The organism is Pseudoduganella sp. RAF19 (genome assembly GCF_052114165.1).
Taxonomy (GTDB): domain Bacteria; phylum Pseudomonadota; class Gammaproteobacteria; order Burkholderiales; family Burkholderiaceae_D; genus Rugamonas.
Genome location: NZ_JBFREF010000006.1, coordinates 89,648 through 109,287 on the forward strand (window position 1 = coordinate 89,648; position 19,640 = coordinate 109,287).

Sequence of the window (19,640 nt, forward strand, 5' to 3'; positions counted from 1 at the left end):
GTCCTTGTTGGGGGTTATTGGTTGATCGAGACGCGCGCTGCGTTCTCGAAGTTTTCGGTTCCGGAGATGACGATCTTGTCGCCCTGTTTCAATCCACTGATGATTTCCACGGCGCTCACGCTGGTGGCGCCCATCTTGATCGGCGTGCGGACGGCGATACCGTCCTGCATCAGGTAGGCGAAGCGGCCGCCTTCCGATTCAACAAATGGACCGCGTTGGACCATCAGCACATTCGGTTTTTCGTCAATCAGCAAGCGGGCCGACACGCGCTGGCTCTGGCGCAGGCCTTCCGGCTGCTTGCCGTTGAAGCGCACGCGCGCCAGCACCTGGTTTTTCACCACTTCCGGCGACAGGGCGGACAGCTTGCCGGTGGTCTTCACGCCTGCCACTTCGATCTCGGCGTTCATGCCGATGCCCAGATCATTGACATAGGTTTCGGGCACTTCCAGCTCGACTTCCAGCTGGCTCAGGTCGACCAGGGTCATCAGCGGCACATTGGCTTGCACCACGCTGCGGTTGGCGACGGACAGCGTGCCGATGAAGCCATCCACCGGCGCGCGCACGGTCAGTTCTTCGACGCGGCGCTGGGCATTGGACAGCGAAGCTTTCTGGCGTTCCAGCTGAGCGGTCTTGGTTTTCAGTTCGAGCGCCACATTGTCCTGTTCCAGTTCCGCCGCCATCTTGGTGTGCTTGGCGCGGATCTCGGCGGCGGCAACGGCGTCCTTGGCTTTCTGGTAGTCGATCTTGGCCACAATGCCTTCATTCGACACGCTGTCGTAACGCTGCAGCGTCCGCATGGCGGACACGCGGTCAATCTCCGCGGTATCGGCTTCGCGCTGCGCCGCCAGCTTCTGCTTGCGGGCCAGGATCTGCTGGCGCGCCACTTCGGCGGTCAGTTCGTTGTAGCTGGACTGTTCCTTCTTCAATTCGTCCATCAGGTCGGGCGATTCGAGGACGGCCAGGACATCGCCTTTCTTCACGGTGTCGCCCGCATGGACTTTCAGGGTGACGGTGGACGGCGAGGTGGAGTACAGCGTCGGGCTGACGGCTGCCACGATGCGGCCATTGACCGCCGCGTCGCGGATCAGCGTGCCGCGCGTGACTTCGGCGATACGCAGGCGCGAGGCGTTGATGGAATGCTGGCTGCCACTCCAGGTCCTGACCAGCCCAAAAGCGGCGGCAGCAACGACCACGCCGCCAATCAGCAGCATGGCACGGCGCTTGGTCTTCAGTCCTGATGGCGGGGCAATCACAGTATCTTGATGTGAGGTGTCGCGGATCATTTTGTTCTTCGGTGTCTGGTGAAAGAGTCAAGGTTGACGTTGCACGAACTGTGCCAGCGCGTAAGCGATTGATTTTTAAGACTGTCCGCACTTCCTTTACCCTGTCCGCGGCCGTCCGGTCGTCCGCGTTTCCCGCATTGACAGGGCCGAAAGGGGATGCCAAGATGAAATAGTTGCAATGTTTGCATCACCTATCAACCTGGGAGCTACGATGAAACCTGTCCGTCTGTTGTCCCCGCTTGTGCTTGCCCTTTCCCTCGCTTTTGCACATGCCGCTGAAACGCCTGATGGCGCTTTCGCCGGCAAGCTCGCTGCCGACAAGCCACTGCTGACTGCCACCGGCACCCAGGTCACGGGGCCGCGCGATTGGACGGTGCGCCGCGATCCGCAGGCGCTGGTGTTGGTGGCTCCGGAAGGCGATATGAAGGTGGCGCTGCTCGACCTGAAAGCCGCCGACGCAACGGCCGCGATCAAGGAGGCGTGGGCACGTTACCGTCCGGACGAGAAGCACGCGCTGCGCATCATGACCGCGCGCAGTGCCCGCGAAGGCTGGGATGAAAAACAGGTGGCCGACTACGACACCACGCCCAATGAGCGTCTGGTCATCGAAGTTGTGGCCGCACGGCGCGGCGAGGATTGGACCGTGATGATTATCGACGGCAGCGAGCAAGCAGCCGAGAAGCGTGGCGCCGCGCTGGGTTTGCTGGGCAAAAGCCTGCGCCCCAGCGGCTACGTGCCGGAGTCTTTCGCCGGACGCACGCCGCATCCGCTGGACGCCGCACGCATCGCCCAGCTGCGCGATTTCCTGCAGCAGGCCATCAAGGATGCGCAAATTCCCGGCGCCGGTTTTGCAGTGATGGAGCAGGGCCGCATTGTGTATGAAGGCGGCGTGGGCGTGCGCGAACTGGGCAAGCCAACGCCGGTCGATGAACACACATTGTTCATGGCCGCGTCCAACACCAAGGGCATGAGCACGCTGCTGCTGTCCACCCTGGCCGACGAGGGCAAGCTGCGCTGGGACCAGCCGGTGATCGAGCTGTATCCATCCTTCCGTCTCGGCGACGATGCGACCACGCGTCAGGTCCAGGTGCATCACCTGGTTTGCGCCTGCACCGGCCTGCCGCGCCAGGACATGGAATGGCTGTTTGAATACAAGAACACCACGCCGGCGCAGTCGATCGGGATGCTGGCCACCAACAAGCCAACCAGCGGTTTCGGTGAGGTCTTCCAGTACAACAATCTGATGGCGTCCGCGGCGGGTTATATCGGCGGACACCTGATTTATCCCAAGCTGGAACTGGGCAAGGCTTACGACAAGGCGATGAGCGAGCGCATTTTCCAGCCGCTGGGCATGAACGATACGACCTTCGACATGGCGCGCGCGCTGCGCGGCAACCATGCCAGTCCGCATGGACGTGACCTGTACAACAAAACGGTCGTGATGCAGATGAATATCAACTACGCGGTGGTGCCGCACCGTCCGGCGGGCGGCGCGTGGACCTCGGCGCATGACTTCATCCGCTATGTGCAACTGGAAGCCCTGCAGGGCAAGCTGCCGGATGGACGTCAGCTGGTGTCCGCCGCCAATATCCTGAAGCGCCGCGAACCGCAGGTAGCGGAAGGCGAGGATGCGTTCTACGGCATGGGCCTGTCGACGGAAAAGGCGTGGGGCGTCCCGGTTGTATCGCACGGCGGCAGCCTGGATGGCTACAAGAGCAATTTCTATCTATTGCCGGAGACTGGCACCGGCGTCGTTTTGCTGACCAATTCGGAAGATGGTTATCGCCTGCTGCGCCCGACCCTGCGGCGCTTGCTGGAAGTGCTCTACGACGGCGAGCCGGAAGCACAGGAAGATGTGCGCGTTGCCATGCAGCGTGACCGGGCTGAAAGGGATGATGTGCGCAGCCGCCAGACGCTTCCGGTGCCCGCCGATGCAATGGCCCTGCTGGGAGGCTCTTACCGGAGCCCTGAACTGGGACGCTTGACAGTGCGCCGTGTTGGCAAGGATGTGGTCTTCGACGTGGACGAGTGGAAGAGCCCCGTCGGCGCACGCCACAATGACGATGGCAGCACTTCCTTTACCATGATCAGCCCGAGCATGGTTGGCCTGGAACTGGTGGCCGATAAGCGCGATGGCAAGCGTGCACTGGTCCTGCGCGACAGCCAGCACGAGTATGTGTTCGAGGAGGTGTCCGGCGTGCAGGGCAAGGCGCGCACCAAGCCCTGATCACGATGGCTGAACGCTGGCGGTGGCGAGCGCGGTGGTTTTGCGCCGCTTCCACCAGCGCGTCAGCGCATACATGATGGCGATGACGCAGATCCAGCCGCCGTAGGCCGCCAGCAGTGACGGCTCATAGCCGGGCGGGAAGGTGAAACCGACCGGACTGCCGCTTGGCAGTGCGCCATAGCGGGCGAGGAAGTAAGGCCCGGCGAGGAAGTGCGTGAGCGCGATGTGGATCACGTAGAAGAACAGCGGCGAGCCGCCGAACAGGATCAGCACCGGCACGGGTTTGAGGCGTTCGAACAGCACCAGCAGCGGCAACGAAATCCCCATCGTCACGCAGATGTAGAGCAGCGACGGTGGATATTTGTGCACGCGCACGAAGGAAATCAGGTCCCAGATCCAGCCTCGGTTCTGCGGCGACCAGGGATCGGGATCACCGTAGAAGTTCCCGCTGCGCAGAGCAATGAAGGCCACCATCAGCACGGCGCCGGCTGTCAGCAGGAAGCGCTGGCGGCGCGCGGCGTCCCAATGAAAGATGGGGCCGAGCGCGTAACCTGCGGCAATCAGGCCAAGCCAGGGCATTAGCGGATAAACAAACAGCACGCCATAGCCGGAGCCTCCAACCGGCAGGAAGCCGCCCTCATGCCAGGCGAGCCACAGCGGATTGCTTGAGTGCAGGCCGTCCAGCAGATTGTGGGGCAGGATCAGCAGCGCGGCGGCCAGTGCGATTGCCAACTGCGGCAGCCACACCAGCAGCGACAGGAACATCATCCCCATGCCGAGCGCCCAGATCACCTGGAAGATGGTGACGTTGTAGCTGAACTGCCAGCTGAAACTGATCCAGGTCGCTTCCAGCAGCAGGAGCATGGCGCCGCGCGTGAAGAGGTAGCGCGACAGGGCGGGGGTGCCGCCGCTGGTCCCGCGCAGGAAGGCTGAACTGCCGGCCAGCAGCACAAAGGTCGGTGCACACAGATGCGTGATCCAGCGGGTGAAGAACCAAGCGGGCGTGGTCTGGTCCAGCTGCTCCGGCCCCCAGTTCGCCGGCCCGAAGAAGTCCCGCGCATGATCCAGCGCCATGATGACAATCACCAGCCCGCGCAGCATATCGATGCTCGCAATGCGCCCTTGCTTGCCCATGATCGCCTCCATGTCGATTTGATCATTGTCTGGGTGGAGCGGGTGAAGAGCAAGTTATTTCTGTCTTGACAGAAATTAATGTAAGCGTAGAATCGAAGACATGGAACTGAAACCGATCGCTGAACGCTTTGTGCTCCACTGGGGCGAAATGGGGTCCCGCTGGGGCGTGAACCGCACCGTGGCGCAGATACATGCGCTGCTGTACCTGGTCGGCCGGCCGATGGACGCGGAAGAGATCACGACCACGCTGGGCGTGGCGCGTTCGAACGTGAGCAATAGCCTGAAGGAGCTGCAGTCGTGGAACCTGATCCGCGTGGTGCACCTGAAGGGCGACCGCCGCGATCACTTCGAGACGTCGACCGATGTGTGGGAACTGTTCAAGCTGATTGTCGCAGGGCGCCGCCAGCGCGAGATCGATCCGACTGCGGTGGCGCTGACCGAGTGCCTGGAGAATCCGGCCATCGACGAGGAAGACGAAGGCACGCGCGAGCGCATTGAGGAAACGCTGAAGTTCATCGAAACCATGAGTACCCTGGCGGAGGAGATGCTGCGCTTTAAGCCGGAAACACTGATGAAGATGATGGGCATGAGCGCCAAGATCAGCAAGGCAATCCGGCGTAGCTGAATGACGCAACGGACAAACGGGCGGCGTGGCCCGTTTTTTTGAAGCCTACAATTTCTGTTTCAACAGAAATAAATGAAAGTTGAGGCGTGATATGAGAGTGCTGGTATTTGGAGCCTCCGGATTTATCGGCCGCGCTTTGTGCGCGCGGCTGGAGGCTGGCGGTCATCATGTTCTGCGCCGGTCACGCGACTGGAACGCGGCACTGGATGGCGTGGTCGCGGTCGTCAATGCGGCAGGCATCATCACTGAACGCGAGAAGGGCGATTTCGAGCGTGTGCATCATTCCGGCCCGGCTGCACTGTTCGCGGCCTGTGTGAAGGCGAAAGTGCGCCGGGTCGTGCACATTTCCGCGCTCGGCGCGCCGGATGGCGGCACGCCGTATTTCCGCAGCAAGTTCGCCGGCGAGCGCGCGCTGAAGGCGCTGCCGGTCGAGTGGCAAATCGTGCGGCCGTCGCTGGTGTATGGCACGGACGGCGCGTCGGCAAAGATGTTCCGTACCCTGGCCAGCTTGCCGGTGGCCGCCTTGCCGGAGCTGGGCGATGCGAAATTCCAGCCGGTGCATATCGACGATGTCTGCGAGGCCATCACGCGCCTGCTTGCACCCGGCGAACCAGCACATCAGGAAGTCGACCTGGTCGGCGCAACGACGGTCAGCTACGCAGAAATGCTGGACTGCTACCGCCGCGCCATGGGCCTGGCGGCGCCGCTGCGCGTGACGATTCCGGCGCTGTTGATGCGCAGCTCGGCGGTCGTGGCGGGCTTGCTGCCCGGCGCCACGCTCACGCCGGACAACTGGCGCATGCTGCGCGCCGGCAGCGCGACAGGGCCGGACGGCGCCGCCAGAGTCGCGCGCCTGCTGGGCCGCTCGCCACGCGGCATCGAAAGCTTCATCGCGCAGGGCGAGGCCGAGCTGCTGCGCCACCGCGCGCTCGCAGACTGGCGTACGCGCGCGCTGCAATTCGCGCTGGCGCTGGTGTGGATTGCGACAGCGGTCATCAGTGCCTTTGTCTATCCGGTCAGCGGCAGCCTCGAGATCCTGGCGCGCGTGGGCCTGCACGGCAGTGTGGCGCCGGTTGCGCTGTACGGCGCCAGCCTGCTGCACTTTGCACTCGGCATCGCCACGCTGGCCTGGCCGCGGCGCGCACTGTGGGCCGTGCAAGCAGCGCTGATTCTCGGCTATAGCATCGTCATCACGGCCGCCATGCCGGAATACTGGGCGCATCCTTTCGGGCCAGTGCTAAAGAACCTGCCCATCCTGGCCATCCTGGCCGTGCTTTACGCGGAGCCGACATCATGGAATACCTGACCATCAAAGCCATCCACATCATCTCTTCCGTTTTCCTGGTGGGGACGGGCTCTGGAACGGCCTTCTATCTTTTCTTCGCCAACCGCTCGGGATCGGTGGAGTCCATCGCCACGGTGTCGCGGCTGGTGGTGCGCGCGGATTGGTGGTTCACCACGCCGGCCGGCATCGTGCAGCCGCTGTCCGGCGCCTGGATGATTTACACGGCGGGTTATCCGCTCAGCGCACTGTGGATCAAGCTGTCGCTGGCGCTGTATGGAGTCGCCGGCGTTTGCTGGCTGCCGGTGGTGTGGTATCAGCTGAAGATGGCCAGGCTGGCGCTGGCCGCGCACGAAGGAGGAACGGAGCTGCCGCGCGCGTACTGGCGTTATGCGCGGCGCTGGGAGTTGCTGGGCTATCCGGCCTTTGCGGCGATGGCGGCGATCTACTTCCTGATGGTGCTGAAACCTATTTAGACTTGGACTTGTCGATCACTTCGCGGCAGTCGCCCTTGAAGGCCGCGTTGTCGTAATTGGTCCAGCCATAGCTGTCCACGTAGCGCTTGTGCAGCTTGAACTGCGGGCTGAGGAAGCTCCATTCGAGGTGGTCGTCCGGATAGCGGATGTCGCCCATATCGACCAGGGTATGGAAAAAGTTTTCGGTGGCCAGCTTCGATTTACGGTGCGCCTTCAGCTGCGTGATCTTCTCCGGGTAGCGCACGGCGTAATCGTCCGAGTACCACATGAAAGCCGGCACGTGGAATTCATACTGCGTGTTGTGGCCGTGGAAGGCGAGACGGCAGGCGCCGTCGTATAGCGTTTGTCCGTGGTCCGCCACATACATCAGGGACGACAACGGGGAGCTCAGTTTCAGTGTATCGATCACCTGCGACAGGAACCAATCCGTGTACAGGATCGAATTGTCGTAACTGTTATTCAGCTGCGGCTTGATCTTCAGGTCCGTGTACACCGGCTTGTCGATGCCGAACAGCGATGGCTGCCATTGGTCGAAAGCCTTCGGGTGGCGCTGGCTGTAGTTCCAGTGGCTGCCGAGCGTGTGCAGTACGATCAGCTTTTTCGGCGAAGGATCGGCCAGCGCGAGCTTGAGCGGATCAAGCAGAATCTGGTCGAAGTTCGAATTGTTGGTGAAGCCGCCCAGGTTCATGAACTGGATCACGTCCGCTTCTTTCGCGAACACGGATACCGGCGTGTCGTACTGGCCGAACGAAATCTGATTGGACAGCCACCAGGTCTTGAAGCCCGCCTCCTTATATGCGGTGAGGAAGGATTTTTCGCTGAAGCCATCCTTCAGGCTTTGCGTGGCGGGCTTGCGCGAAATGATGACCGGCACCGACAGGCGCGTGGCCGAGACGGCGGAAATCACGTCCGCCAGCGGCACCACGTTTGCCTCTTTCGACAACAGGGGATTCGTCTCGCGCGAGTAGCCGTTCAGGCTCCAGCGGTCGTAGCGGGACGATTCGCCGATCACCATCACCACCACTTCGGGGATCTTGTCCGGCTCCGGCTGGCTGGCGTGGAAACTGAATTTCGCGCTGCGCTCGTTCAGCTCCGCCAGGTAACGGCGCTCTTTATAGAAGTCGTAGCCGCGCACGGCCAGCCCGAAGGGCCAGGAATCGCCAAATGCCTTCGACTCGATCGGCACATGCGCCCAGTGCGGCAGGGCGGGCAGCTTCAGGCCGGTGAGGTTGGCGCCGGCGGCGGCTTTGCCGGGAGCGCTGGCGTTGTCGCTTTCGCTGGAGCTGGAACTGCCTTTGGCGGCGGCGTGCGAGGCCGCGCCGGCCACACCGCGCAAGCCGAACTCATAGCCATAGCCCGCCACGCAAGCCAGCACCGCGATCATGCCGATGGCCACCCAGCGCGAGTTGTCATGCCAGTCCATCTCGCGCGTTTGGCGGGCTGCGCGAAAAGTAAATACCCACCAGACAGCCACGGCAATCATCACCGCCAGCATGGTCCACACCTTCTGGCCCAGGAATTCCAGCGCCTCGCGCGGGCTGGTTTCCGCCAGGATGCCCAGATGATGGGTGGAGATGCCCTGGCCGTAAAAAACGAACAGATAGATTTCCGTCGGCAGCGCCAGGAAGGCGGGAATCAGCAGCCAGTGGAAATAAGCGGGGCGCTTGAAGATGGCCCACACCGCCGTCCACGCCATGACTTCGATGCCCGCCAGCTGCCAGGGCTGGTCCAGCGGCTTACCCAGCAGCAGCGGCACGAAGGGCACGGCCGACAGCGCGAGGTAGCTGAGCAGGATAACTAAGTGGGCAGGGCGCAGCAGAAAACGCATAAAGTCCGGAAATGGGCAAAAACGAGCGCTATTATGGTGGTATTTCCCATCTTCATGGGACCGCAATGCTGCCACATTATTCAGCAAAACCCATTGACTGAGCTGTCGACGGGGTATATACTCGCGAGTTCTCAATTTAGTCTGCGCATCGTATACGCGTTTATCAGGCCGCTCCAGTGAGGGTGGCTTTCCGCGCCTCTGCTGCGATTGACGAGAGAATCGGTTTTAGCCCCCAGGCAGGCTTGCCTGGGATGTCAATGCTGTAATTTTGTTGGATTAAGAACGATGCCAACCATCAATCAATTGATTCGCCAACCACGTACCAAGCTGGTCGTGAAGAGCAAATCGCCGGCACTTGAAAACTGCCCGCAAAAGCGTGGCGTGTGCACCCGTGTGTACACCACCACTCCTAAGAAGCCTAACTCGGCACTGCGTAAAGTTGCAAAAGTGCGTCTGACCAACGGTTTCGAAGTGATTTCGTACATCGGCGGTGAAGGCCACAACCTGCAGGAACACAGCGTTGTTCTGCTGCGCGGCGGTCGTGTAAAAGACTTGCCAGGTGTGCGTTACCACATGGTCCGCGGCTCTCTGGATACCCAGGGCGTTAAAGACCGTAAGCAGGCTCGCTCCAAGTACGGTGCTAAGCGTGCTAAGGCCGCTAAGAAGTAATTCTTGCAATTTAATGAGTTGAGGCGGTCGCGAGACCGAGTAAGTGGAAGGCTATGATGGCCTCCGCGAGTGCCAAAACAGTGGCGCTCAACTGAAGACAAAGGAAATAACATGCCACGTCGTCGTGAAGTACCCAAGCGCGAGATTCTGCCGGACCCAAAATTCGGTAGCACCGAAGTCGCTAAATTCGTTAACGTTCTGATGCTGTCCGGCAAGAAGTCTGTTGCTGAAAACATCATTTACGGTGCATTCGACCACATCCAATCGAAGTCCGGTAAGGACCCGCTGGAAGTGTTCACCGCAGCAATCAACAACGCCAAGCCTATGGTTGAAGTTAAGTCCCGCCGCGTTGGCGGTGCTAACTACCAGGTGCCGGTTGAAGTGCGTCCAGTACGCCGCCTGGCCCTGTCCATGCGTTGGCTGCGTGAAGCCGCTAACAAGCGCTCCGAAAAGTCCATGCCACAACGCCTGGGCGGTGAGCTGATGGAAGCTGCGGAAGGCCGCGGCGGCGCGATGAAGCGTCGTGACGAGGTGCACCGTATGGCTGAAGCGAACAAGGCGTTCTCGCACTTCCGCTTCTAAAAGCCACTAAAATATATGGCCGGCTCGCCCGGCCCCTTATGTTGTTCAGGCCGGGCACATTTTTGATCGCAAAAATGCTGCTCGGTTTTGTCCATTCAAAGATTTAGGATTAACTATGGCCCGCAAGACCCCCATTGAGCGCTACCGTAACATCGGTATTTCCGCTCACATCGACGCAGGTAAGACGACCACTACCGAGCGCGTGCTGTTCTACACCGGCGTGAACCACAAGATTGGTGAAGTGCACGACGGCGCAGCAACCATGGACTGGATGGAGCAGGAACAAGAGCGTGGTATCACCATTACCTCCGCTGCGACCACCTGCTTCTGGAAAGGCATGGGCAACAACTTCCAGCCGCACCACATCAACATCATCGACACCCCGGGCCACGTTGACTTCACCATTGAAGTTGAGCGCTCGATGCGTGTTCTGGACGGCGCCTGCATGGTTTACTGCGCAGTGGGTGGCGTGCAGCCTCAGTCTGAAACCGTGTGGCGTCAGGCTAACAAGTACAAGGTGCCTCGTCTGGCCTTCGTGAACAAGATGGACCGTACCGGCGCCAACTTCTTCAAGGTCTACGAACAGATGCGTTCCCGCCTGAAGGCCAACCCGGTTCTGATCCAGATCCCGATCGGCGCCGAAGACAACTTCGCCGGCGTGATCGACCTGGTGAAGATGAAGGCCATCATCTGGGACGACGCGTCCCAGGGCATGAAGTTCGACTACCGCGATATCCCTGCTGAACTGCAGGATCAAGCGCAAGAGTGGCGCGAGAAGATGGTGGAAGCAGCTGCCGAATCGTCGGAAGAGCTGATGAACAAGTACCTGGAAGAAGGCGATCTGCCGGAAGCCGACATCAAGAAGGCCCTGCGTGCACGTACCATCGCTTCGGAAATCGTTCCGATGATGTGCGGTACCGCCTTCAAGAACAAGGGCGTGCAAGCGATGCTGGACGCCGTGATCGAATACCTGCCATCCCCAGTGGACATCCCACCAGTGGGCGGCACCGACGAAGACGAACAGCCAGTGACCCGCAAGGCCGCTGACGACGAGAAGTTCTCCGCGCTGGCATTCAAGATCATGACCGACCCGTTCGTGGGCCAGCTGGCATTCTTCCGCGTGTACTCCGGCGCCATCAACTCCGGCGACACCGTGCTGAACTCGGTGAAGAACCGTAAAGAGCGTCTGGGCCGTATTCTGCAGATGCACGCTAACCAGCGTGAAGAGATCAAGGAAGTGCGCGCTGGCGACATCGCCGCTGCCGTGGGCCTGAAAGACGTGACCACCGGTGAAACCCTGTGCGACCCGTCGTCCGTGATCGTGCTGGAACGCATGGTGTTCCCGGAGCCAGTGATTCAGCAGGCTGTTGAGCCGAAGTCCAAGGCTGACCAGGAAAAGATGGGCCTGGCCCTGAACCGCCTGGCACAGGAAGACCCGTCCTTCCGCGTGAAGACCGACGAAGAATCCGGCCAGACCATCATCGGCGGTATGGGCGAGCTGCACCTGGAAATTATCGTTGACCGTATGAAGCGCGAATTCGGCGTGGAAGCGACCGTTGGTAAGCCACAAGTGGCATACCGCGAAACCATCCGCAAGACCGTGACCGACGTGGAAGGTAAGTTCGTCAAGCAGTCCGGCGGCCGCGGCCAGTACGGCCACGCTGTGCTGACCATCGAACCGCAAGAAGCCGGCAAGGGCTTCGAGTTCGTGGACGCGATCAAGGGCGGTACCGTTCCTCGCGAATACATCCCTGCAGTTGAGAAGGGTGTGCGCGAAACCCTGAACACCGGTGTACTGGCGGGCTACCCAGTGGTTGACGTTAAAGTCACCCTGACCTTCGGTTCTTACCACGACGTGGACTCGAACGAAAACGCGTTCCGTATGGCAGGCTCGATGGCATTCAAGGATGGCTGCCGTAAAGCTAACCCAGTGATTCTGGAGCCGATGATGGCTGTGGAAGTTGAGACTCCGGAAGACTACGCCGGTACCGTGATGGGCGACCTGTCGTCCCGCCGCGGTATGGTGCAGGGCATGGACGAGATCCCAGGCGGCGGCGGCAAGATCATCAAGGCAGAGGTTCCTCTGTCCGAGATGTTCGGCTACTCGACCATCCTGCGTTCCGCAACCCAGGGCCGTGCTACCTACACCATGGAGTTCAAGCACTACTCCGAGGCACCGAAGCACGTGACCGACGCGATCATCACCGCGAAAGCGAAGTAATCCTGATCCTGCCTGCCGGGGCGATCCCCCGGCAGGCAACACAACCTTAAATCTATAGTTCTAAGGAAGAATTAAAATGGCAAAAGAGAAGTTCGAGCGGACCAAACCGCACGTGAACGTTGGCACCATCGGTCACGTTGACCACGGCAAAACCACCCTGACCGCTGCAATCGCAACCGTTCTGTCGAAGAAGTTCGGCGGCGAAGCGAAAGCTTACGACCAGATCGACGCTGCTCCTGAAGAAAAAGCACGCGGCATTACCATCAACACCGCGCACGTTGAGTACGAGACCGCAACCCGGCTGGARCTGGTGGAAATGGAAGTGCGCGAGCTGCTGTCCAAGTACGAGTTCCCAGGCGACGACCTGCCAATCATCAAGGGTTCGGCACGTATGGCCCTGGAAGGCGCTGCTGGCGAAATGGGCGAAGACTGCATCATGCGTCTGGCCGATGCRCTGGACACCTACATCCCAACCCCAGAGCGCGCTGTTGACGGCACCTTCCTGATGCCAGTGGAAGACGTGTTCTCGATCTCCGGCCGCGGTACCGTGGTGACCGGTCGTGTTGAGCGCGGCATCATCAAGGTCGGCGAAGAAATCGAAATCGTTGGTATCGTTGACACCGTCAAGACCACCTGCACCGGCGTGGAAATGTTCCGCAAGCTGCTGGAYCAGGGTCAAGCCGGCGACAACGTTGGTCTGCTGCTGCGCGGCACCAAGCGTGAAGACGTTCAGCGTGGTCAGGTTCTGGCGAAGCCAGGCTCGATCAAGCCGCACGCGCACTTCACCGGCGAGATCTACGTTCTGTCGAAAGATGAAGGCGGCCGTCACACCCCGTTCTTCAACAACTACCGTCCACAGTTCTATTTCCGTACCACCGACGTGACCGGCTCCATCGAGCTGCCGAAGGACAAGGAAATGGTTATGCCTGGCGATAACGTGTCGATCACCGTCAAGCTGATCTCCCCGATCGCTATGGAAGAAGGTCTGCGCTTCGCAATCCGCGAAGGCGGCCGTACCGTTGGCGCCGGCGTTTAGTCTGAATCAAACGGGCCGGCATATGCTATTATGTCGGCCCGTCGCTGTATTTACTTATATTGCCGGTACTTTAACGTTGCCGGTTCGTTCTTTTTAAGGAAATAGCATGTCCGCTCCAAACCAAAAGATCCGTATCCGCCTGAAGGCTTTCGACTACAAGCTGATCGACCAGTCCGCACTGGAAATCGTTGACACCGCCAAGCGCACCGGCGCTGTGGTGAAGGGTCCAGTTCCTCTGCCAACCCGTATCCAGCGTTACGACGTGCTGCGTTCCCCGCACGTGAACAAGACTTCGCGCGACCAGTTCGAAATCCGCACCCACCAGCGTCTGATGGACATCGTGGACCCAACCGACAAGACCGTTGACGCGCTGATGAAGCTGGATCTGCCAGCTGGCGTGGACGTCGAAATCAAACTGCAGTAATTCGGTTTCGGCAGGCGGCCCTATGCCGCCAGCCACAGAAAGGCCGGTCCGCTCGCGCGGGCCGGCCTTTTTCATTTGGAGTTCCGGATGAATGAATACGAACTGACGGGGCGCGCGCGCAGCCATGTGCAGCAGCTGTCGCAGCCACGCTTTGCCGCGCAGCCCGTGGTGGCGCAGGCTTTCCTGGCGATGCGCGAGGCGGCGCTGGCAGATGGCATCGATATGCTGCCTTGCGCGTCCTTTCGTCCGCTGGAAGGCCAGCTGCGCATCTGGAACCGCAAGTTCTCCGGCGAAGCCACGCTGCGCGGCCAGGACGGCGCGCCGCGCGAGTTTGCGGCGCTGTCGCAGGAGGAGCTGGTGTGGGCGATTCTCGGCTGGTCCGGCCTGCCGGGCGCCACGCGCCGTCACTGGGGCACGGATATCGATGTTTTCGACCGCGCCTCGCAGCCGCCCGGCTATAAGGTGAAGCTGCTGCCGGAGGAGGTCGCGCCGGGCGGCGTCTACGAACGCCTGCACGCATGGCTGGACGTGAACATCGGCCGCTTTGGTTTCTTCCGGCCGTACCGCAGCTACCGCGGCGGCATGTACGCCGAACCGTGGCACCTGAGCCACCTGAGCGCCGCCCAGGCCGCGCTGGCGGCATTCGACATCGATATGGTGGTGCGCGCCATCCGCGATGCTGATATGCTGGGCCGCGAACTGGTGCTTGATATGCTTCCCGAGATCTTTCGCAGGCACGTTCTAAACATAGAGGAGCGGTGATGAAAACGGCAATCATGATGCTCGCGCTGGCCCTGGTCGCCGGCTGCGGCAAAAAGAATCCTGCGGATCAGGCGAGCCAGGATATCAAGGCGATGGGTGCCCAGCGCGACAAGACGAAAGACGCGCTGAAGGAGCTGGAGGACAGCCAGAACAAGGCGAAGGAAGCCGCCGACAAGGCCGGTGACGAGAAGCAGTGAGCAAGGCGATTCTGATCGTCGAGGACGAGGCGGCCATTGCCGACAGCATCGCCTTCGCACTGCGCAAGGATGGCTTCGAGCCGCAGCATGTCACACTGGGTGAGCCGGCGCTTGATGCCGCACGCGCCACACCGCCGGCGCTGGTGATTCTCGATGTCGGCTTGCCCGATATCAGCGGCCTCGAAGTGTGCCGCCGCCTGCGGCAGTTCTCCGATGTGCCGGTGATCTTCCTGACCGCGCGCAGCGACGAGATCGCCCGCATTGTCGGCCTCGAAATCGGCGCCGACGATTACGTGACCAAACCATTTTCGCCGCGCGAGCTGGTGGCGCGCGTGCGCGTGATCCTGCGCCGCGCGGGCGCAAACGCAGGCGCCGCGCACGCCGCTTCATCCGCGCTTGCGTCTTCGGCTGCGCCGCGCGCCGCGGCCCGCTTTGAACTGCGTGCAGCCGAAGCCCGTGTGCTGTACAGCGGCCGTCCACTGGACCTCACGCGCTACGAATACCTGCTCCTGAAAACACTGATCGAACACCCCGGCCACGTGCTGTCGCGCGCGCAGCTGATGGACCGCGTCTGGGCCGATGCGCCCGACACGCTGGACCGCACCGTGGACGCCCACATCAAATCGCTGCGCGCCAAAGTGCGTGCCATCGATCCCGGCGCCGATCCGATCCAGACCCATCGCGGCATGGGTTACAGCCTGCCGCCCGCATGAAGATCGGCCTGCGCATCCTGCTGGGCTACTTCCTGATCGTTGGCCTGGCCGCATGGTTCCTGCTGAACGTGTTCGTGGAAGAGGTCAAACCCGGCGTGCGCTCCACGCTGGAAGACACGCTGCGGGAAACGGCACAGCTGCTGGCCGAAGTCGTTGCCGCCGACCTGCGCGACGGTAATTCGGAAGCCTCGCTACAGGCCACGATGGGCGGCGTCGCAAGACGCGAACTCGATTACCGCATCACGATCACGGACGCGCAAGGCATCGTGCGTTTCGATTCCGAGAACAAGCATGTGGGCCAGGACTACTCGCAATGGAACGACATCTATCGTACTTTGCGCGGCCAGTACGGTGCGCGCATGACACGCGATGACCCGGCGGATGAACGCAGCGTGGTGATGTATGTCGCGGCGCCGGTGCGGGATGGCCAGCGCCTCATCGGCGTGCTGACCGTTGCCAAGCCCATCTCCAGCGTGCAGGCGATTGTCGAGCGCAGCCAGCGCCGCATGCTGCGCTATGGCGCCGTGCTGCTTGGACTGTCCCTGTTGATCGGCGCAGCGGTGACCTGGCGTATGGCGTATCGGGTCGGCAAGCTGATGGACTATGTGGAAGCCGTGCTTGCCGGCCGCAAGGCGGTGCTGCCAACCCTGGGCAGCAGCGAAATCAGCACGCTGGGCCGCGCCATGGACGCCATGCGCGCCAAGCTGGAAGGCAAGGAGTATGTGGAAACCCTGATGCATACGCTGGCCCACGAACTCAAAAGCCCCATCGCCGCCATCCAGGCATCGGCCGAGCTGCTGGAAGAGGATATGTCGGTGGAAGAGCGGCGCCACTTCCTCGCCAATATCCAGGGCCAGAACGCGCGCCAGCGGCAGCTGATCGACAAGCTCCTTGCCCTGGTGCGGGTGGAAAAACAGCAGGGTCTGGAAGCCGCGGAAGTGGTCGATGTGACGGCGCTGCTGCAGGACGTAGCCGGCGACTTCCGCGCCCGCGCGGCCGAGCGCGAGCTGACGCTGGACACGACAGCAGCAGGGCAGCTGCGCGTCCACGGTGATCCGCTGCTGCTGCGCCAGGCCATCGGCAACCTGCTGGACAACGCCATCAGCTTCGCACCTCCGCACAGCGTGGTGTGCATGGCAGCGCAGCGGCGTGACGCGGCGGTCGACATCACCGTCAGCGACAGCGGCGCCGGCGTGCCGGACTACGCCGAACAGCGTATCTTCGAGCGCTTCTATTCGCTGCCGCGTCCCGATGGCGCCAAGAGCACGGGCCTTGGCCTGCCCTTCGTGCGCGAAGTCGCGGCCCTGCACGGCGGCAGCGTGCAGGTGGCCAACGCGGAACAGGGCGGCTGCCGCGCCACCTTGCGGCTGCCGGCGCAGCCGGTGTCCTGACTTCACACAGAACGCATCATCAGCGCATATTCGCTTTCTACACTGGCGCAACCTTAACAACAGAAAGCGCCACCCATGCAAAAAAAACTCGCCATCAAGGTATGCATCATCGGATTGCTGATGCTGCTGCTTGGTGTACCACTGCTGATGATCGAGTCGACCATCAATGAACGTATGCGCTACCGCGACGAGGCGGCGCAGAGCATCGCGAACGACTCGGTGGGACAGCAGCAGGTATATGGTCCCGTGCTCGTCATCCCCTACGACGAGGCCTACAACGCGGAAGAGAAAGCCGGCGACAAGACGGAAATCCACCGCAAGACGCGCCGCTCGACGCATCTCGTGTTCCCGAATCAGCTGGAGGTGGCGTCCAGGCTGGACACCGAACGGCGCTATCGCGGCATCCACCAGGTATTGATGTTCAATGGAACGCACAAGGTGAGCGGCGACTTCAGCGTGCCGTCGATGGCAGACCTGCCGCATACGGTGCGCGGCTCCGACATCACGCTTGGGCAGCCATACGTGGCGCTGGCAGTGTCCGACGTGCGCGGCGTCAGAGATTTCCCGCGTCTGATATGGGGCGCGCGCAGCTTCGAGTTCGAGCGCGGTTCCGGCTTACGCTCGCAATCGGCGGGACTGCACGCCACACTGGCGCTGGCTGATGTGGCGCCCGGGCCTGTGAAGTTCAGCTTTGACCTGAACCTGGCGGGCATGAACAGCCAGGAGTTCGTGCCGCTGGCGAAGAACAATCGCTTCATCATGTCCTCGCCATGGCCGCATCCGCAGTTCAGTGGACGCTTCCTGCCGGAGCAGCGCGAGGTCACTGACAAAGGCTTCCAGGCCGTGTGGCGTATTTCCTCGCTGGCGACGGAAGCACAGGATCAGCTGCTGCGTCTGGAGCGCGCCTCGGGTCCTGAACCGCGTGGCACACCGCCGGTCGATGCCATCCGCACCAGCTTTATCGAACCGGTCAATGTGTACTCGATGGCGGACCGCGCGACCAAGTACGGCATGCTGTTTGTCGCGCTGACCTTCGCTGCCTTCTTCCTGTTCGAGGTGATGAAACGCTTGCCGGTGCACCCGGTGCAGTATGCGCTGGTCGGGCTGGCGCTCGCGCTGTTCTTCCTGCTGCTGGTCAGCCTGTCCGAACACATCGACTTCCTGCTTGCCTATCTGGTGGCCAGTGCCGCGTGTATTGCTTTGATCGGCTACTACCTGGCCCACGTGCTGCGCGACCGCAAACGCGGCGTCGGCTTCGGCGCAGCGCTCACAATGTTGTACGGCGTGCTGTATGGCTTGCTCAGTTCCGAGAACAATGCCCTGGTGCTGGGCGCGATCCTGCTGTTCGCGGTACTGGCCGCCATCATGGTGGCAACCCGCAAGGTCGACTGGTATCGCCTCGGCGGTGAAACCGAACTGGCGTGATTAGCTCCAGGCCCAGAAGCCTGCCGCAGGGGCGGGTGACAGGTCGGCCGGTTTGCCGCCGGTGCGGCGGGCCGCGCCCTCGCCTACGAAGGGGCGCATCAGGTAGTGGCGCACCATGGCGCTGCCCCCGATGGCGATGGCGTTGCTGCCGAAGTGCGGCGTGCGGGTGGTGGGTGCAGGCAGCAGGGTGGCGCTGGCGTAGTCGTTCAGTACCCGGCGACCGGTTTCGATGAAGCGCTCGCCGAGCCGGATTGCAGCGCCGCCCAGCACGATGCACATCGGGTCGAAGGCGACCCACAGATTGTTGAGCAGCACACCCAGATTGCGTCCTGCTGCTTCGATGGCCTTGCAGGCGGGCGCTTCACCGGCTTCCGCTTGCTGGAACAGGCGTTCCAGGTGCTCGGGGCCGGCGCCGGGCAATTTTCCATAGACCTCGTCCAGCAAGGCCTGCAAGCCGATCAGCGCATCGGCACAACCGCGCCGGCCGCACGAGCAGGGCGGGCCGCCTTGCTGCAGAATGGTGTGACCGACTTCACCGGCGAAACCATACAGGCCTGTCAGCAGGCGGCCGTTGACGATGATGCCGGCGCCGACGCCGTAGCCGATACTCAGGTAGATCAATGGGTCGGCATCGACCTGGCCGGAGAATTCCAGTTCCGCCAGTGCGGCGACGTTCGCTTCGTTCTGCACGAACAGCGGCAGGCCTGCCAGCGCCGTGCCCTGGAAGTGGCTGCGCAGCTGGTTGGCCACGTCCACATTGCGCCAGCCCATGTGGGGCGCGTAATGCAGCACTCCCGTCACGTCATCGACCACGCCGTGCAGGCCGACGCCCACGCCCAGCATGGTGCGCCCGTGCAGTTCACCGCCGGGACGTGCCAGGTCGGCCATGCTGGCCGCGGCAGCGGCAATGCAGGCATCGGGGTTGGTGGCGTCGGCGTAGGGCAGGACGCGTTCGGCCAGCACATCGCCCAGCAAGCTAGTGGCGACGATGCGCGCTTCGCCGATGCCCAGGTCGGCGCCCAGCAAGGCCAGGCGGCTGCCATCGATGTGCAGCGGGGTGGCGCGGCGGCCCAGGGCGCCTGTGGCGCGCAGCTCGCTTTCGGTAAGCCAGCCCTCGTCCAGCAGCTCGCGTACCAGCATGCTGACGGTGGATTTGGTCAGCCCCACGATTTCGGCCAGCGCCGCCCGTGACAGACCCGGCTGACTGCACAGTTGGCGCACCAGGGCCATGCGGTTGATTTGCTTCAGCAGCTGCTGGTCGCCAGCGACAATCATGGGTTTCGGTTGGGAAGTAGGGCGTCAGCCGATCATACACGAAGCGACGAGTGCTGTATTCATGCAACATTGCATGCGCAGTAATTTGTT

Annotated in this window: 18 protein-coding genes; 14 read left to right on the forward strand and 4 right to left on the reverse strand. The window is 61.9% G+C overall.

Annotated features, from left to right (window positions below):
* Window positions 1-14 precede the first annotated feature (14 nt).
* Window positions 15-1,283: an efflux RND transporter periplasmic adaptor subunit gene (locus AB4Z19_RS17245; protein ID WP_442035683.1), complete on the reverse strand. Its 1,269-nt coding sequence runs from the start codon at window positions 1,281-1,283 to the stop codon at window positions 15-17.
* Window positions 1,284-1,494: 211 nt separating this feature from the next.
* On the opposite strand from AB4Z19_RS17245, the gene AB4Z19_RS17250 reads away from it, so the two are divergent.
* Window positions 1,495-3,510 (forward strand): serine hydrolase domain-containing protein, encoded by a 2,016-nt coding sequence (locus tag AB4Z19_RS17250; RefSeq protein ID WP_442035684.1) that lies wholly within the window; start codon window positions 1,495-1,497, stop codon window positions 3,508-3,510.
* Here AB4Z19_RS17250 and AB4Z19_RS17255 read toward each other — a convergent pair whose 3' ends face one another.
* Window positions 3,511-4,644 carry a DUF1624 domain-containing protein gene (locus tag AB4Z19_RS17255; protein WP_442028246.1) on the reverse strand — a complete coding sequence of 378 codons (1,134 nt, stop codon included), beginning with the start codon at window positions 4,642-4,644 and terminating at the stop codon, window positions 3,511-3,513.
* Window positions 4,645-4,744: 100 nt separating this feature from the next.
* Between AB4Z19_RS17255 and AB4Z19_RS17260 the strand changes: the two genes are divergently transcribed.
* The 3 genes from AB4Z19_RS17260 to AB4Z19_RS17270 all read left to right on the forward strand — a co-directional run bounded on the left by AB4Z19_RS17260 (window position 4,745) and on the right by AB4Z19_RS17270 (window position 7,027).
* Window positions 4,745-5,269, forward strand: a complete 525-nt coding sequence (locus tag AB4Z19_RS17260; protein WP_442028245.1) for a GbsR/MarR family transcriptional regulator — start codon at window positions 4,745-4,747, stop codon at window positions 5,267-5,269.
* A gap of 91 nt (window positions 5,270-5,360) precedes the next feature.
* Window positions 5,361-6,575, forward strand: a complete 1,215-nt coding sequence (locus AB4Z19_RS17265) for an SDR family oxidoreductase (RefSeq protein ID WP_442035685.1) — start codon at window positions 5,361-5,363, stop codon at window positions 6,573-6,575.
* Window positions 6,560-7,027 carry a DUF2269 family protein gene (locus AB4Z19_RS17270; RefSeq protein WP_442030031.1) on the forward strand — a complete coding sequence of 156 codons (468 nt, stop codon included), beginning with the start codon at window positions 6,560-6,562 and terminating at the stop codon, window positions 7,025-7,027. Before AB4Z19_RS17265 ends, AB4Z19_RS17270 begins: the two co-directional genes overlap by 16 nt.
* Here AB4Z19_RS17270 and AB4Z19_RS17275 read toward each other — a convergent pair.
* Window positions 7,020-8,855 carry a phosphoethanolamine transferase gene (locus AB4Z19_RS17275; protein ID WP_442035686.1) on the reverse strand — a complete coding sequence of 612 codons (1,836 nt, stop codon included), beginning with the start codon at window positions 8,853-8,855 and terminating at the stop codon, window positions 7,020-7,022. The genes AB4Z19_RS17270 and AB4Z19_RS17275 overlap by 8 nt on opposite strands.
* Before the next feature lie 285 nt (window positions 8,856-9,140).
* Here AB4Z19_RS17275 and rpsL point away from each other — a divergent pair, with 285 nt between their 5' ends.
* The 10 genes from rpsL (at window position 9,141) to creD (ending at window position 18,275) form a co-directional block, all read left to right on the forward strand.
* Window positions 9,141-9,524 (forward strand): 30S ribosomal protein S12, encoded by a 384-nt coding sequence (rpsL, locus tag AB4Z19_RS17280; RefSeq protein ID WP_028102972.1) that lies wholly within the window; start codon window positions 9,141-9,143, stop codon window positions 9,522-9,524.
* A 111-nt stretch (window positions 9,525-9,635) separates the two neighbouring features.
* Window positions 9,636-10,106 (forward strand): 30S ribosomal protein S7, encoded by a 471-nt coding sequence (gene rpsG / locus AB4Z19_RS17285; RefSeq protein WP_395403298.1) that lies wholly within the window; start codon window positions 9,636-9,638, stop codon window positions 10,104-10,106.
* Between the two features lie 115 nt (window positions 10,107-10,221).
* Window positions 10,222-12,327 (forward strand): elongation factor G, encoded by a 2,106-nt coding sequence (gene fusA, locus AB4Z19_RS17290; protein ID WP_442035687.1) that lies wholly within the window; start codon window positions 10,222-10,224, stop codon window positions 12,325-12,327.
* Between the two features lie 76 nt (window positions 12,328-12,403).
* Window positions 12,404-13,363 (forward strand): elongation factor Tu, encoded by a 960-nt coding sequence (locus AB4Z19_RS17295; RefSeq protein WP_442035688.1) that lies wholly within the window; start codon window positions 12,404-12,406, stop codon window positions 13,361-13,363.
* 106 nt (window positions 13,364-13,469) lie between these two features.
* A complete protein-coding gene (rpsJ, locus tag AB4Z19_RS17300; RefSeq protein ID WP_028101676.1) occupies window positions 13,470-13,787 on the forward strand; it encodes a 30S ribosomal protein S10 in 318 nt (105 codons plus the stop codon).
* An 87-nt stretch (window positions 13,788-13,874) separates the two neighbouring features.
* Window positions 13,875-14,549, forward strand: a complete 675-nt coding sequence (locus AB4Z19_RS17305; protein WP_442035689.1) for a M15 family metallopeptidase — start codon at window positions 13,875-13,877, stop codon at window positions 14,547-14,549.
* Window positions 14,549-14,746 (forward strand): hypothetical protein, encoded by a 198-nt coding sequence (locus tag AB4Z19_RS17310; protein ID WP_442028717.1) that lies wholly within the window; start codon window positions 14,549-14,551, stop codon window positions 14,744-14,746. The genes AB4Z19_RS17305 and AB4Z19_RS17310 overlap by 1 nt, the downstream gene beginning before the upstream one ends.
* Window positions 14,743-15,459 (forward strand): two-component system response regulator CreB, encoded by a 717-nt coding sequence (gene creB / locus AB4Z19_RS17315; RefSeq protein ID WP_442028719.1) that lies wholly within the window; start codon window positions 14,743-14,745, stop codon window positions 15,457-15,459. The genes AB4Z19_RS17310 and creB overlap by 4 nt, the downstream gene beginning before the upstream one ends.
* Complete coding sequence (gene creC, locus AB4Z19_RS17320; RefSeq protein ID WP_442035690.1) at window positions 15,456-16,850, forward strand: two-component system sensor histidine kinase CreC; 1,395 nt, start codon at window positions 15,456-15,458, stop codon at window positions 16,848-16,850. Before creB ends, creC begins: the two co-directional genes overlap by 4 nt.
* 75 nt (window positions 16,851-16,925) lie before the next feature.
* Entirely contained in the window at window positions 16,926-18,275 is a 1,350-nt protein-coding gene (creD, locus tag AB4Z19_RS17325) for a cell envelope integrity protein CreD (RefSeq protein ID WP_442035691.1), read from the forward strand.
* On the opposite strand, the gene AB4Z19_RS17330 is transcribed toward creD, so the two are convergent.
* Window positions 18,276-19,550 (reverse strand): ROK family transcriptional regulator, encoded by a 1,275-nt coding sequence (locus AB4Z19_RS17330; RefSeq protein WP_442035692.1) that lies wholly within the window; start codon window positions 19,548-19,550, stop codon window positions 18,276-18,278. It abuts the gene before it with no gap.
* Between the last annotated feature and the right edge of the window lie 90 nt (window positions 19,551-19,640).

Excerpts from the sequence above, each read along its gene's own strand:
- AB4Z19_RS17245 (WP_442035683.1), bottom strand. The coding sequence starts at position 1,283 with ATGATCCGCGACACCTCACATCAAGATACTGTGATTGCCCCGCCATCA.
- AB4Z19_RS17260 (WP_442028245.1), top strand. The coding sequence starts at position 4,745 with ATGGAACTGAAACCGATCGCTGAACGCTTTGTGCTCCACTGGGGCGAA.
- creC (WP_442035690.1), top strand. The coding sequence starts at position 15,456 with ATGAAGATCGGCCTGCGCATCCTGCTGGGCTACTTCCTGATCGTTGGC.
- rpsJ (WP_028101676.1), top strand. The coding sequence starts at position 13,470 with ATGTCCGCTCCAAACCAAAAGATCCGTATCCGCCTGAAGGCTTTCGAC.
- AB4Z19_RS17330 (WP_442035692.1), bottom strand. The coding sequence starts at position 19,550 with ATGATTGTCGCTGGCGACCAGCAGCTGCTGAAGCAAATCAACCGCATG.
- AB4Z19_RS17275 (WP_442035686.1), bottom strand. The coding sequence starts at position 8,855 with ATGCGTTTTCTGCTGCGCCCTGCCCACTTAGTTATCCTGCTCAGCTAC.
- AB4Z19_RS17255 (WP_442028246.1), bottom strand. The coding sequence starts at position 4,644 with ATGGGCAAGCAAGGGCGCATTGCGAGCATCGATATGCTGCGCGGGCTG.
- creD (WP_442035691.1), top strand. The coding sequence starts at position 16,926 with ATGCAAAAAAAACTCGCCATCAAGGTATGCATCATCGGATTGCTGATG.
- fusA (WP_442035687.1), top strand. The coding sequence starts at position 10,222 with ATGGCCCGCAAGACCCCCATTGAGCGCTACCGTAACATCGGTATTTCC.
- AB4Z19_RS17310 (WP_442028717.1), top strand. The coding sequence starts at position 14,549 with ATGAAAACGGCAATCATGATGCTCGCGCTGGCCCTGGTCGCCGGCTGC.
- rpsL (WP_028102972.1), top strand. The coding sequence starts at position 9,141 with ATGCCAACCATCAATCAATTGATTCGCCAACCACGTACCAAGCTGGTC.
- AB4Z19_RS17305 (WP_442035689.1), top strand. The coding sequence starts at position 13,875 with ATGAATGAATACGAACTGACGGGGCGCGCGCGCAGCCATGTGCAGCAG.
- AB4Z19_RS17250 (WP_442035684.1), top strand. The coding sequence starts at position 1,495 with ATGAAACCTGTCCGTCTGTTGTCCCCGCTTGTGCTTGCCCTTTCCCTC.
- rpsG (WP_395403298.1), top strand. The coding sequence starts at position 9,636 with ATGCCACGTCGTCGTGAAGTACCCAAGCGCGAGATTCTGCCGGACCCA.
- AB4Z19_RS17265 (WP_442035685.1), top strand. The coding sequence starts at position 5,361 with ATGAGAGTGCTGGTATTTGGAGCCTCCGGATTTATCGGCCGCGCTTTG.